The organism is Photobacterium lipolyticum, from assembly GCF_003026475.1.
GTDB classification, from domain to species: Bacteria; Pseudomonadota; Gammaproteobacteria; order Enterobacterales; family Vibrionaceae; genus Photobacterium; species Photobacterium lipolyticum.
On the sequence record NZ_PYMC01000002.1, the window covers coordinates 482,061 to 496,398 of the forward strand.

A 14,338-nucleotide genomic window follows, 5' to 3' on the forward strand; every position below is an offset into this window, starting at 1 on the left:
TTGAACAATGAACAAAATTTAGACTTAAAACTGACATATTTCAAGAAACTGTTGACAATATAAACTGCGTACTGGTCTCTTTAATTAACAGAATAAGGTTTGAGCTAAAGTCAAAAACAAAATAAACCAATTCATTTATTACATTTTGTGCTGAAAAATCTATTCCTTAAAGGATCTTGACCTTAATCAACTTATGGTTATTTATCGTCTTTGATTAACAATCATAGACTAGACTTTAAATGCGTTAACTACTACGTCGGATTGGAGGCAAGTATGAGTTTAGTTCCTCGTGACTCCTGGTTTGATTTCCCTCAGATTTTTGACAATGCATTCCCAATGCTGAGGCCAAAATTTGATACCGAGATGATGACACCACGAGTCGATATTGTTGAAAAAGAAAAAGCCTATGAAATAACAGCAGAACTACCAGGAGTGAATAAAAAAGATATCTCTTTGCAGGTGAATGAAGGTTCTCTGGTGATAGAAGCCACCACGCTAAAAGAAAGTGAAGAGAAGAAGCATGGGAAAGTTATTCGCCAAGAACGTTGCACCGGTAAATTTATGCGCAGTTTCTATCTGGGCCAGAATATTCAACAAGATCATATTCATGCTGAATTTCATAATGGCTTACTAAAAGTTCTGGTACCCAAAGTTCAACCAAGCCAATCTCAAGCAACCAAAATCGAAGTGAAATAAGTATAAATTGAGTTAATGAAAACATGGGACAATGGCTGATAATTCCATCAGCCTTTTTTCTGAAAGCAAAAAGCCCGCATAGTCTTAGCGGGCTTTTCTTGGGTATAGCAGCGGAATTAACCGCGGATCTGGCGAACTCGGAACGAACGTCCCTTCAGTTTACCGTTTTCCAGCTTCTTCAGCGCAGCGCGTACTGATTCACTCTTAACTGCAACATAGGCAAAGTTATCGAAGATCTGGATTTTACCAACCTCTGCCCCGGCAATACCGCTATCACCCGTTAGCGCACCTAAAATGTCACCCGGGCGAACTTTCTGTCTTTTACCGCCATCAATCTGAAGGGTAGTCATCGCAGGACGGAATGTCGGTTGCTCAAGCAGACTCATCGGAGGCAGCGCTTCACCTTCGATAGACTTATCTAAATAATCTTCCAGCAAAGCGACTTTATAATGTTCTTTATCGCTGAACAGAGAGCACGCAACACCTTTGCTGCCAGCACGGCCAGTACGGCCAATACGGTGGACATGCACTTCAGTATCACGAGCAAGGTGGTAGTTGATAACTGCATCAAGCGAGTCGATATCCAGACCACGAGCGGCCACATCGGTGGCAACAAGCACTGATGCACTTTTGTTAGCAAAACGTACTAGCGTCTGGTCACGTTCTCGCTGCTCTAAATCACCATGTAAGGCGATGGAGCTAAAACCATAATCGACCAAATCATCAGACACTTCCTGAGCTTCACGCTTAGTATTACAAAATACTACCGCTGATTCCGGACGGTGTTGCAGCAGCAACAGGCGCAGAGCGGTCAGGCGTTGTTCGTTACCATCAACCTTGTAGAAATGCTGCTGAATACTGCTGTCGTCGTGGGTCGATTCAACTTTCGCCATTACTGGCTTAAACATAATCCGATCAGCAATCGACTTAATTTGATCGGGGTATGTCGCACTGAAAAGTAAAGTCTGGCGCTGTTTCGGCGCAGCATCAATGATCGCATCCAATGCGTCCTGAAAGCCCATTTCAAGCATGCGGTCAGCTTCATCCAATATCAGCATTTCAAGATCGTCTAAGTTCAACGTTCCTTTACGAACGTGCTCTTCAATACGACCAGGCGTGCCGACAATAATATGTGCTCCATGTTCAAGCGAGCCAATCTGCGGGCCGAATGGCATGCCACCACATAAGGTCAGTACTTTGATGTTATGAATGGTTCGTGCCAGTCTGCGGATCTCTTTTGCTACCTGATCAGCCAGTTCACGAGTAGGGCACAGCACCAGTGATTGAACACGGAAACGCTTAACATTCAGTTTTTCTAACAGGCCAAGACCGAAGGCTGCTGTTTTACCGGAGCCCGTTTTACCCTGGGCGATAACATCTTTGCCCGCAAGGATGTGCGGCAGGCTCTGCGCCTGGATCGGAGTCATCGACTCGTAACCAAGGGAAGAGATATTTTTAAGCAAATCAGAATGCAGGTTAAGAGTTGAAAAAGCAGTTTGGCTCAAGGTGATTGTCCTATTAGTCTTTGCTGAACGCGAAAATACAGTTTACAAGGGCTGCGACACTACCAGTTTATGCCGCGCTAAACAATGGATGTGATGTTTTTACCTTGACGGGATTCTGCGCTGACTAGCTTCACGCAATTCCGGCCTGACGATTTGGCAGCATAGAGTGCCTTATCAGCCTTATTCAGTAACTCTTCCCATTCATTGACCATGACGTCAATGGTTATTGCGCCGACGGCCCCTATCGAAACCGTCACCTCCAGATCTCCTCCGCGGGTCTTAACAGGCACTGTAGCAATAGACTCACGCAGGCGGTTTAATATGAGCTCAGCGTCTGTATCAGGCTTGAGTGCCAGCACCAAGACAAATTCCTCGCCGCCCCAGCGAACCACGTGATCATTGCTGCGTGCCCCTACTTTCAGTCGGCTGGCAACATCGACAAGGACCTGATCGCCCGCATCATGACCCCAGCGATCATTCACCTGCTTAAAATGATCCAAGTCCAACTCCACTAACAAATAATGGTAGGGCGATGACCGGCTATCATTGCCCGCAGACTCCAGCCACTGCTCCAGATATCGGCGGTTGTGCAAGCCCGTCAGTGGATCCTGTAGCGACTGGGTCGCTAAGGTTGCATTCGACTGCTGCAGTTGGGTGTTATCCTGGCTGATATTGCTATAGCGCCGATAAAAAACATAAAGCAACAGAACAGAAAAAGCAGCCGCAAGGATCCATAGCTTCTCGCGCGCTTGCTGCTCGGCTAACCGGGCTGTATTTAATTCATTTTCCGATTTCAACAAGGCTATCTCATGATCTCTCGCTTCTGCTTCATAGCTTTCCTGCAGTGCAAACAGCTCTTTGCGTCGCTCATCGAACAGATATTCCTTTCCTTCTGTCGCATACTGCCTGTAATACTGCAAAGCACGTTGATAATCGCCAGCCGCTTCATAGATATCAGCGATCAGCTCACTGGTCTCCATATAGTTCTTCTCATCTTGCAGCTGGTTATATATCTCAAGCGCCTGCAACGCAATCTCGGCGGCTTTTTGTAACTCTCCCCGCGTCAGATAAACTTCTGCCAGAGACTCATTGCAATGGGCCACCCCTGATCTGTCCGATATTTCGGTTGCCAGTTCCAGGCAGCGAAAAGAGTTAGCCAATGCCGCTTCAATCTCATTGTCCTTAAGCTGCATTGTGATGAGATTGTTCAGAGCCGCCAGTTGCGAAAACTTGGCACCCGTCAGCTCAAACAGTTCCACCGCCACTCTGATATGCTCGGCTTCCTGCTCCGGTTGATCAAAGTGCCGGGCAATAATACCGGCGTTAACATGCAGCATGGCTTTGAGGTTGGGGTTATTACATCCATCCCCCTCAATCAGGCGAAACGCTCTTTGATTATATTTCTTAGCGCTGTTCCACTCTTGTAGGCGAAAATAGACCGTCGATATATTTGAAAGCACCTTAGAAGACTCAATATCATCAGATTGCTCGCTGAAGGTTTTCAATGCTGAACGATAGTCATCCATCGCCATGCTATATTGAGACCGTTCGACGTAAATGTTGGCTCGCCACTTAAGGGCGCGGGCCAACAGATGCGAATAGTCCGACGCCTTCGCAATCTCAATGACCTGATCGACAACTTGCAGCCCTTCATCAAACTTACTTTGCTTTATTAAATTAATAACAGACTCAAGCAAGGCTTCACCAACCATCCAGTCCTGGCCCTGACGTTCACCCAGAGCTTTAAGATCATCGATATATTGTTCGGCAGAAACTTCATGTGTCCCCAGCGCATTCTCTAACTTAAACAATATAAGGTAGTAAAGTGCCAAGCGGAAACCTTCGTCCCGCTGGATTTGTTCCAGTGGCAGCAGTTTCAGCCTCTTGCGGGCTTCATCCGGCTGGGTATCAGCCTGCATGTAAATTTCCAGTAAACCCCAATCCTGCGGAGCGGCCTTACTGGTCAAAAACTCAGAATCAAAAGAGGATGCCGAATTGGCTTGAGCGGATATCAAACAAAACGACATCAAAGAACTTACAATAATGACTGCGCACAAAAGTAGTTTTTTTATTGCATGGAGTTCAGGCATAGAGTGAATAGTAAGCAAGAATCAAAAAGCTATCTTCATGCTCCATCACCAGAGAGTCAACCATACCCTATAAGAATAGTTAATTAGACACTGTACTTTATTGTTTCCAGCGCCTGCCTGACAGGCAGGTGAGACACATGTCGCTGAAACCATAAAGTGCCCCAAAGCAAAACCATAAGGTGTCCTTTTTGCTAACACACCAAACTAGCATCAAGCGGCCAGTAAGAAACTTTCATAAAAACAACAATAGGGAGCAAACACACTTTGGGCCAAAACTTTTTAGAGTGGTTTACCTATTTGTCTCCTTTGTCATTAGGAAAATATTGCAAAGCTAATTGTCTCTGGAAATTCTAGCCTAACAAATGATAGAGACACCCTCTGCCTAGCAATCTCGTGCTATATCAGTCAAAGGAAATGATACTCAGTCGTTCTGTTTTAAATCGCTTTAATCACCTCGGGATGCCCAATAGCGACCGAGTTGCCTAACCGTATCAAAAGGCCACGTAGCTTTACGTGTTACAACAAAGCCATGCTTCATAGCAACGGTTCCGCTACAATACGCGAAGGTTATCCTGACAAGGAAGAAACGTGCCCCCCAAACAACCTTTCACAGCAATACTTTCTCAAGCAATAGGCAGTTCCTATTTTCGGATTGGCCATGACCATTGGCACATCAAGGAATTACTTTCTTTGCAGCACCTATTGCTGTTAACAGCACCAACGATCAAAGATGGATTACTCTGGTGGAGCAAATCTGTGTCATTGTTCGATCGCTCAATCTATGTTGAGCCAACATCTCGCTATGATTGCTTATCGCTGCAATTTAAATCACGAACGAATACTGAATTACCTTTGTGGGTGCACTACCTTACTCAAGATTTGCTTGAACATATTTCGTCATTTACTCACTTGACACATACCTGGCTTCAAACACCTAACCAACGCTATCCTCTAATTCGTAACGAATACGGTGAGTGGCTAAAACTGCATTTTGACCATCAAGAAATCCAGGTTACCGCAACTCCCGATCCTAAGTTGTTTTCTCTCGCCAAGCAGTTTTTTTTACTGCTGCAGCACGTCCATATTGAAAAAGAAGATCTGATCTGTCGATTAAAAAAACATATCCATGACGACATCAGCTCGCCTTTACGTTTATCCGACTTAGCTGTTCATCTAGGCCTCTCACCCAGAACACTGCAACGACGCCTACAAGAAAAACAAATAAACTTCACCACACTTGTTGATGATGAAAAAAAAACCACCGCGCTGCGTCTGCTTGCCGATACACAACTCAACGTCTCTAATATCGCTAACCAGCTAGGTTATGATGAGCCTTCAAACTTCCACCGCGCATTCCGAAAGTGGTATCCATTCTCCCCTCAAATGTACCGTGAGCAATGCCGTGCCAATCGAGCCGTTCAACAAGAAAACCCGATCAGGCTGCACTACGCCACTGCCGTTATTGAATCGAGCACCGGCAAACAAGGTCAAACTGGGCAAGTCTGGATTGAAGTCGATAATATTGCGTTTGAAAAAAAAGTGGCGGTTGAGTGTGAAGACAGAGACGGTGTATGGCGTCGCTATCCTGCCTTTTTCAATTACTTTCTGACTGATGGTATTGAGCTTTGGTCAACAGCAAACCTACCCGTCGCAAAGCCATTACGCTTCCGCTTATGCTACGAAGTCGACGGCAATCAATTCATCGATGATAACCTTCAACACAACTATGTCGTCAACGAACCTATTCTATTAGGCCATCCTCTTGTTGTCGTCCCTACCCTTGTCGTCGTTCCCGAAATGGAAGGCGTTCGTGTTGTTATAGAGCTCGCATGCCGCCTGCCTGATACTGAAATCATTCATTGTCATATTGATGGTCAAGAAAATAACCGTTGGGCAATGACAAAAACAAACCAAAACCATCAATTTTCATCGTGGTCTCTATCAACGTATCTAACCGAACGACCTCAAAAATGTCATTTTGAATTGATTTCTCAGCAAGGCGAACACCAGCGATGTGATAACTACCAACACGATTATCTATTTCTTTCGCCACTTTCATGACCAGAAAAATGATAACAGGCTCAAATCTTGCGCCCACTGACACACCACAACCACTATAATGGCGTGAAGTGACACTCTCATCGCGTTGAGCTTCCATTATTGTTTACGCAATTTTGTAGGCAGGGGATTTTAACGTGAGAGAGAAAACACCTAATTCAATGAATAAAATAAAGTTTTTAACCTTATCGATCGCATTGGCCCTAACAGGCTGTAATTCAGACAATAAGGCCATCGAAAAAGATCACAACATTGTGGCGCCAATTGATAATCAGGTAACGTCACCGGACTGGCAAGACCAAATCATCTACTTTCTCATGATCGATCGATTCAGCGATGGAAATAGCCAAAATAATGACCAAGGGCAAAATGAATACGATCCGACATCGGACAAGAAATTCAGCGGCGGTGATCTACAAGGCGTTACCGATCAACTTAACTACATCCAAAATTTAGGGGCAACATCTGTCTGGATCACTCCGCCTGTAGCAAACCAATGGTGGGATTCAGAACAGAATTACGGTGGGTATCATGGCTACTGGGCGCGTGATTTCCAGAAAGTGGATGAGCATTTCGGGGATCTCGAAGACTACCAAGCTCTTTCTCGTGAAATACACAGCCGAAATATGTTCCTCATCCAAGACATTGTGACGAATCATGTTGGTAACTTTTTCACTTACGATAACCCGTACGATTATGACGCTTCAAACCCTTGTACCGGTTTCCGTCTCATTGAAAATGCATTGGCATCAAATCAATCCCTACCGTATCCCTTGAATCATGAACAATGCAAAAACGACGGTACTGGTAGCTACCATTGGACCCCAAGCATTACCGATCACAATAATCCGATACAAGAAAAAACATGGCAACTCTCCGATTTGGACGACCTCAACACTTCAGATCCCGAGGTTAGAAAATACCTAAAGGCGAGCTACCGTAAATGGATTAAAGATGTGGGTATTGATGCGTATCGAGTAGATACCGCAAAGTTTGTTGAACACGATTTCTGGAACGATTTCTTCCACAGCGAAGACGGCGTACTATCACAGGCAAAAGAAACAGGCCGTGAAAATTTCCTTACCTTTGGTGAAGTCTTTGAAGCCTCAACGCCGTACAAGACAGAAGGCGAAGAAAAAATGCTCACCTATATTGGTGAGAATGGCTCTCCGGCACAGTTAACCTCTGTATTAAACTTCCCGTTGCAGACCACTATGACCCGTGTTTTTGCATCAGGCCAGCCGACGGATTATTTACGCTTCCGCCTAGAACGCATGATGGAAATGTTCCCTAACCCTTACATCATGCCAAATTTTATCGATAACCATGATATGCCTCGCTTCCTGTCTCAGGCTAGCCCAGAAGATATGCAGCAAGCCTTGATCACCATGATGACGGTACCCGGCATTCCGGTTATCTACCAGGGCACTGAGCAAGCAATCGTCAATAGCCGCGACAGTATGTTTAACGGCGGCTATCGTACAGACGGGCAGCTTGTCGATTCTTTCGATTCAAACAATAAGATGTACCGCTTTATTCAATCGTTAGCTCAGCTTCGTACTGAAAACCAAGTGCTGACACGAGGCGAATTGAAAGTCATCGCTAGTGATAAAGCGGGAGCTGGTATATTCAGTTTCACTCGTCGTTTAAATGATGAAGAAGTACTCGTGATCATGAATACCTCGTCGTCGCCTATGCTGTTAAACCAGTTAGATCTAGAGCAAAATTCAGGTACGGTTTTTGAGCGACAAATTCAATCAAATTGGCAAGGTGCACCAGAAACACTGACAACAAATAGCCATGGTGAAGTCAGCATCGAACTGGCCCCAAAATCTGCGGCGATTTACTTCAAAACATCCCAAACGGGCAATATCGACATCCCAAATACAAAAGTCGAATTAGAGGGGAATTGGGATAACGCGGTGATCACCCAAGATACCGAAATAACGGGGACAGCGACACCCAATGTGATATTAAAAATGGTCGTCGATGGTAACTTAGCCGTAGCAAAAGACATAACTGTTGATGCTAACGGAAATTGGAAAACAACAATTTCAATCCGTCATTTTGCTATCGGAGAGCAACAACACCGCTTTGCGATTTACTACCCAGAAGATAAAACAGGCACTAAAGATATTGCGTTCACTTCCAATCTTTCATGGGCTGAAACACCCAATAAAATTATTGATGATGCAGGCGATGCGCAAGATGGCAATGGCGGACCATACGGTTCCTATTCTCTACCCACTGATCCCTCTTTTGATAAAGACAATAACCAGCTCTCGATAGAACAAGCCGAGATTTATACCGTTGGCAGTAACGTCCGCTTAAAATTGGTCATGGATAACGTCACCGACAGCTGGTTACCACCTAACGGTTTTGACCATGTCGGCTTTTCGGTCTTCCTTGGTTTACCCAATGAAAGCGATCATGGCTTAACTACACTGCCTAAGCTCAATGCAAAAATTCCGTCTGGAACCTGGAATCGAAACGCCGTAATATTTGGCTGGCAAAGCTCAATTTACAGTTCAACGGGTGCGGACTCACTGACATGGGGAGAAACCGTATCACCCGCCCCTGTTGTCACTGTCGATAAAGTTAACAGAGAAATCTATCTCGATTTTGCCAGTGATGCACTTGGCCGCCCTGACTCACTCGACGGTATCAGCATTTATGTCACAACATGGGATATCGACGGATTATCGGCAGTCTACCGGCCGTTAGAAACCAAAAAAGGACCGTGGAATTTCACCGGTAACGATACATCAGAACCCAAGATTTGGGATGAGCTTCCCGTCATCACTTTAAGTGAGTAAAAAATTACTCATGATGTAAATCGTTAAGGTACGAGTCCTCTGCAGCCTCAGCAGAGGACTTAACAAACTATCAGCCAATGCTCCACGAAAAAGACGTACTTATCACAAGAGTATTTATTAACAGGCAACTACCCATCTATAGCATGAACTTGCCCGCCAGAATACCAACCTAGGCTCATATAAATAAATTATCCAACTAGAAGCCAGTTACAGTGTAACGTGCTGAACAAGAGCCCGAAAGTATCCATATTTTCACCTAAATGCGATGATTGATTTTTATCGTATTAGATCAAGTAGAGTAAATTCACCTTAACAGCCTAACTATAAGCGAGCATTAGTACTATACCCAAGTAACCTTTGGATTGTGATTCATAGATCACAACATCAGGATCATACTCAAGATGAAAACAGCAATCGAATTCAAGACTCCCTTCACACATAACAACAGCTTTGTTCTTTGTACTGGCAAACTTGAAAATTTTTTTGTTTGGTGAGGGTTTGCGAAGATTTCTGATATAAATGAAAGCGCCCTAATACCGTTTAACTATCAATAAGCTCTGTTTAAAAAAGCCAGCATTAAGTTGCTAGCTTCATGAATCTGGTCAATTTAATTTGATTAAACTAATTTCACCTCTTAATAATATCTGAAGCAATCTCTGGTTTCGTGCTGGTTGACTTTGCGTGAAGGTCTGCTTTCAGTTGTCCTTTGCGGTTACGTAGGCCTGTCTCTAGTTTTTTCAATGCTGCTGAAATGGCAGGATACATTACATTGTTAGTAGATTTTGCTGAAACCCGTACACCTTCATAGTTGGTAAAAATTTCCACTTCGTGCTGTCCGTGTTCTTTTGTGATGATGATGTCGCTGCTGATCAGTTGTGGAAAGTGAGCGGATACTTTCTCAAATTTACTTTCAATTTCTTTTCGTGAGTCGTCATTAATTGATATGTGATGTGTTTGAATGTTTACTTTCATATAATTATACCTTTCCAATCACGATGTCATTTAAACGTAGCAAACGCAGTGTACTTTGACCAAGTATAGATTTGCACATGTGTGATTGAGTTCTGTGTTATCAAATAATCTTGCCTCTACTCCTTGAATGCGCCCAACTGCGAAAGAATATGCAGGGTCAGTCCTTAATGAACAGAACGTAAGTGAGGCCTTGCTCTAAATGATTTTGGGGGCAGATACGTGTCAGCCGCAAATTAGCTAACGCCGAGGTACAAAGTGTAAGCTCTGGATTGCTAATTATCCAAAAGCGACTCAACTAAACCGCTTTCAGGCATGAGCTACTTCGATTTTGACTTTACCAACAAAGCAAGAGGAATTGCCAAGGGGCCTATAATTGCAGCAATAATCACCCAGTGCATTGGTTTTAATCCACGTTTCTTCGCTATATAGTGGCATACCATCATGCTGATAATCGTGACTGCAAAAAGAACATAAGCCATTACTATCACCTCCATAGCGATTTTTCACATAACTTTATACAGTTATAACTGTAGCAGGATCCTTTCTTTACGCGGAACTGGGAGAAACCGTGCATCGGCAGTGTGCGGTTTGCCATAAGGAAAAGTCGGGCAAACCTCTAACGAGGGCGCCCACCGTTTTGTTGCGCAAAATTGCTTTGGGGCAGAAAAGACTTACCAAATCAGTGAAGTTATAACGAAACTATCCGTTAAACAAAGTGTGACTTCAAGTGAAAGCCCCAAGAAACGGGGCTTTTCATCGATTAAATCAGAAAATCATCAAGCGATTTTCCTTCATTTTCGATAGCCTCCTTCAGAGGCGCAGGCATGCGACCTTGGCCTGTCCAGGTACGCTCTTCACCATCAACAGTAAATTTATACTTAGCTGGACGAGGTGCACGCTTAGATTTTTTAGGTGCGTCGGCTAGAGTTACTAGCAACTCTTCTGGGTCGATACCATCTGCGATCAGCATGTCGCGGTATGCCTTTAATTTTTCTTCTTTTTCTTTCTCTGCCTGACGAGATTCTGCTTCAGCTTCTTCACGCTCAGCAACCACAGTTTGCAGTTTCTCAAGGGCTTCTTGAAGTTGCTCTAGCGTAAATTCTTCTCGTGCAGCTGCACGCAGAGAACGCAGGTTTAATAGTGTCTTAAAAACGTCGATCATAATTTTAATTTTGATAGCAAATAAAGCGGGTACTTTACACTAAATTAGGAAATTGGACTATTCACACTATTAATGACACAAACACTTGTAACGCTTTTGGGGCATTGGTGTGAGGGAAGAAGAAACGAGATCTACTTCCCCTCACCTAAATGAACTTAGGGCGTCCCTTATAGTTGTTTCTGATAAACACCCTCTGTTCCATCAACAACCTGAAAACCCACTTTGATCAAATACTCTCTGTGTTCCTTCGTCGTCGGTTTCGCCATGAGCGTATTAACTCCCCTGAGTTTGATTTCATCAGGGTGCGACTCATAGTAATAATGCGCCAACTTAAAATCACGGTATTCCGGCGTGACATAGTCCAACAGAACAGACAACACACCTTGTTCACTATTATTTCCAACTAATACACCCGCTATGCTGTTATTCCTCAGCATATAAAACACCGTATTGGCTTCTCTAAGTTCATCTACAGATGCCTGCAGTTCTATTTCGCCCTGATTTGTCGAAATAAAATACTCAAAATATTCAGAATTAACCGATGCAACAATCAGTTTGAACTGCTCCTCTGCCGAATAAATTTTCCATAAAAAGTAAACATTGATTCCGGCTATACCCAGATTCATAAACATCGTCGGGTAAGAGTCAATTAAATAGGCAAACCCAGCAAACAAAAGACAACCAATTAAGTTAATTACCCTCAGCTTTATGATTGACGTCATTGTCAGAGAAACAAGAACGACTAACGATGCCAGATAACCAAACCACTCTATCCAATCAAAATCCATTTTCATGTCCTTATGTGTTTGTTTACCATAAAGATAGCATTGTTCTCGACAAACAAACTAATCCATCCATTAATCACATAGACGTACGAAGTTTATCCCGATGGCAAAGAGTAGTAAGGCTATTAAAGTCTGCTATGATGAGCAATATTCTTTTCTGTCCTTGCCAAATCATCCAAATTCCTTTCCGTAATGCTGCTTGTTAGACGGTTTATATCCGTCTGTCACTTCCAGTTATTTCTACCTATCCTGCTAAGACAAACGATAGGAGTTCATTAAATTAATATTGTTATGCTGCACTCTGGGACTGGCTCTTAAAAATTCTATCTATCACAACTGTCTGTACTAGTGTAGATATGTGACCAATGCACATTAGAAAATCTATCGTAGAACGATATGAACAGAGTATGACTTAATAAAGAAAAGGGGCAAATCCGGCTTAGAGCAGTCACCCTAAGCCTTTAATGGGTAACAAGCAAAAGGTATTCAAAACAAAAGCCCCTTGGTTAACAAGTGACTTTGATTCGTACCTATTTACGCTGTAACAGTGCGCGGTTATTACTTACTGCCTGTACGGCAGGTCTCATTTCAGATGCACCTTCATTTATTACGCCGTTAGCGTAGTTTTACCGCGGTACCATAAGCCAAAATTTCTGACGCCCCCTGCATAATGGCACTGGTCGTAAAGCGCAGGTTAACAATCGCATCTGCACCTAAAGATTCAGCTTCGGTAATCGCTCGGTTCAGCGCTTCCTCCCGGGCTTCTGTCAGCATCTCGGTATAGCCTCTGATCTCACCACCAAAGATGGTTTTAAAGCCGGCCATAATATCTCGTCCGACGTGCTTAGATTGCACGACATTTCCCGTAACCACGCCAAGCGTTTCTTTAATCTCCCGAGCTGAAACATCGGGCGTTGTGACACACAACATACTTTAAACTCCCTTAAAAACGATATTCAAATGGAATGCAACCACCAGGTAGCGGTTTGGCTTCACCGATCTGCTCAAAGCCTACGCGATGATAGAAACCCACGGCATGGCTTGATGAAGAAAGCTTTACCCGACCTTTCGCAGAGCGACTCTTACAGGCAGACAACGCTTTTAAAACCAGCTCTTTGCCAATTCCTCTGGCATGATAATCCGGTTCGACAAACAAGTTGGCCAGATTCCAGTGATCTTTTACTAACACGACACCGACTATTCTGTCATCAATACGATACAAAAAATGTGCAGCACTTTGCTTATGGTCTTTCCACCACAAAACATTGTCCGCGCAATGTTTGACTAGATCATCGGCAATAGCCTGGGGTACATCGATACATGTCTTTATTGAATTATCGATTTGCACAATTATCTCAGGAATATCGCTAACTGTTACTTCTTCAATCATGCAGTACCTTTCACTTATTGTTTTACCCACACCATAACTGTTAAAAACATGATTAACTACTTCACTTCATTCAAATACGTCAGAAAACGATGCCATGATTTACGATCCGCCTCTTGACGATAATTGGGAGAATCGAACACCGTAAAGGCGTGAGGTGCGCCGCTGTAAACAATCATTTCGTGACTAACCTGGCTCGCTTCCAACGCTTTCGACAGAGCGGCAAAGTCTTCCATTGAAATAGCCTGATCTGCCGCGCCGTGCATTATCAGCACACTTCCTTTTGTTTTGGCGTAATCCTGATCTGGCGGGGTTTTCAGCCCGCCGTGAAAAGTGACAAAACCTTTTATATCGGCACCGGAACGTGCCAGCTCTAAAACGGCTGCACCACCAAAGCAATACCCCATTGCGACGACATCTTCAGTTTTCGCCCCCTTTGCTTCTGCTGCTTTTAATCCGCCATTAAGCAAGTCGCGCATTTTCTGCCTGTCTTTATAGAGTTCGCCTGTATGCTGGCGCCTGTCTTCAACTTTTGTCGGCCTGATCCCGGCACCAAACAGATCAACGGCAAATACGGCGTACCCTTCCTCAACCAGCATCTCGGCACGTTTTACTTCATAATCCGTTAAGCCGTCCCAGTCATGAACCATCAATATCAACGGTGCATCTTTAGCCGGTGAAATATAGTATCCCTCATAATTTTGCCCGTTTACCTGATATCTCACTGACTCACCCTGCAGTGCCAGAGCAGAGCCGGTGGTAAACAGTAACGTTGCCAGCATCATTTTTATCTTGATGTTCATCTTGATATCCCTTTAAGAGTCTGTCGTCATTAAATCAGTCGTATTAGTGTAGTCCACACACTGC

General features: G+C 43.9%; 12 protein-coding genes. 3 read left to right on the top strand and 9 right to left on the bottom strand.

The features are described 5' to 3' along the window. The first annotated feature begins 273 nt into the window (after positions 1-273). Positions 274-696, top strand: coding sequence for an Hsp20/alpha crystallin family protein (locus C9I89_RS04925; protein ID WP_107282225.1), 423 nt, complete (start codon positions 274-276; stop codon positions 694-696). A 116-nt stretch (positions 697-812) separates the two neighbouring features. Here the strand turns inward: C9I89_RS04925 and dbpA are convergent, their stop codons facing one another. Both dbpA and C9I89_RS04935 read right to left on the bottom strand, forming a co-directional pair. After that, a complete protein-coding gene (gene dbpA, locus C9I89_RS04930; RefSeq protein ID WP_107282226.1) occupies positions 813-2,201 on the bottom strand; it encodes an ATP-dependent RNA helicase DbpA in 1,389 nt (462 codons plus the stop codon). Between the two features lie 77 nt (positions 2,202-2,278). Next, entirely contained in the window at positions 2,279-4,120 is a 1,842-nt protein-coding gene (locus C9I89_RS04935) for a tetratricopeptide repeat-containing diguanylate cyclase (protein ID WP_245905403.1), read from the bottom strand. Positions 4,121-4,981: 861 nt separating this feature from the next. Here C9I89_RS04935 and C9I89_RS04940 point away from each other — a divergent pair. Both C9I89_RS04940 and C9I89_RS04945 read left to right on the top strand, forming a co-directional pair. Further along, positions 4,982-6,352, top strand: coding sequence for a helix-turn-helix transcriptional regulator (locus tag C9I89_RS04940; RefSeq protein WP_170107618.1), 1,371 nt, complete (start codon positions 4,982-4,984; stop codon positions 6,350-6,352). Positions 6,353-6,486: 134 nt separating this feature from the next. Beyond that, a complete protein-coding gene (locus C9I89_RS04945) occupies positions 6,487-9,165 on the top strand; it encodes an alpha-amylase family glycosyl hydrolase (RefSeq protein ID WP_170107619.1) in 2,679 nt (892 codons plus the stop codon). Between the two features lie 627 nt (positions 9,166-9,792). Here C9I89_RS04945 and hpf read toward each other — a convergent pair. From hpf to C9I89_RS04975, 7 genes are all read right to left on the bottom strand, one after another. Then, entirely contained in the window at positions 9,793-10,137 is a 345-nt protein-coding gene (gene hpf / locus C9I89_RS04950; protein ID WP_107282230.1) for a ribosome hibernation-promoting factor, HPF/YfiA family, read from the bottom strand. A gap of 317 nt (positions 10,138-10,454) precedes the next feature. Further along, the gene (locus C9I89_RS22415) at positions 10,455-10,616 is read right to left on the bottom strand and encodes a hypothetical protein (protein ID WP_170107620.1); all 162 of its coding nucleotides are present in this window, start codon (positions 10,614-10,616) and stop codon (positions 10,455-10,457) included. A 281-nt stretch (positions 10,617-10,897) separates the two neighbouring features. After that, positions 10,898-11,299 carry an H-NS family histone-like protein gene (locus tag C9I89_RS04955; RefSeq protein ID WP_107282231.1) on the bottom strand — a complete coding sequence of 134 codons (402 nt, stop codon included), beginning with the start codon at positions 11,297-11,299 and terminating at the stop codon, positions 10,898-10,900. A gap of 167 nt (positions 11,300-11,466) precedes the next feature. Continuing rightward, a complete protein-coding gene (locus tag C9I89_RS04960; RefSeq protein ID WP_107282232.1) occupies positions 11,467-12,087 on the bottom strand; it encodes a hypothetical protein in 621 nt (206 codons plus the stop codon). A 612-nt stretch (positions 12,088-12,699) separates the two neighbouring features. Further along, positions 12,700-13,014: a heavy metal-binding domain-containing protein gene (locus C9I89_RS04965; RefSeq protein ID WP_107282233.1), complete on the bottom strand. Its 315-nt coding sequence runs from the start codon at positions 13,012-13,014 to the stop codon at positions 12,700-12,702. A 13-nt stretch (positions 13,015-13,027) separates the two neighbouring features. After that, positions 13,028-13,474 carry a GNAT family N-acetyltransferase gene (locus C9I89_RS04970; protein ID WP_107282234.1) on the bottom strand — a complete coding sequence of 149 codons (447 nt, stop codon included), beginning with the start codon at positions 13,472-13,474 and terminating at the stop codon, positions 13,028-13,030. Between the two features lie 56 nt (positions 13,475-13,530). Next, positions 13,531-14,274: a dienelactone hydrolase family protein gene (locus tag C9I89_RS04975; RefSeq protein ID WP_211315207.1), complete on the bottom strand. Its 744-nt coding sequence runs from the start codon at positions 14,272-14,274 to the stop codon at positions 13,531-13,533. Positions 14,275-14,338 lie beyond the last annotated feature (64 nt).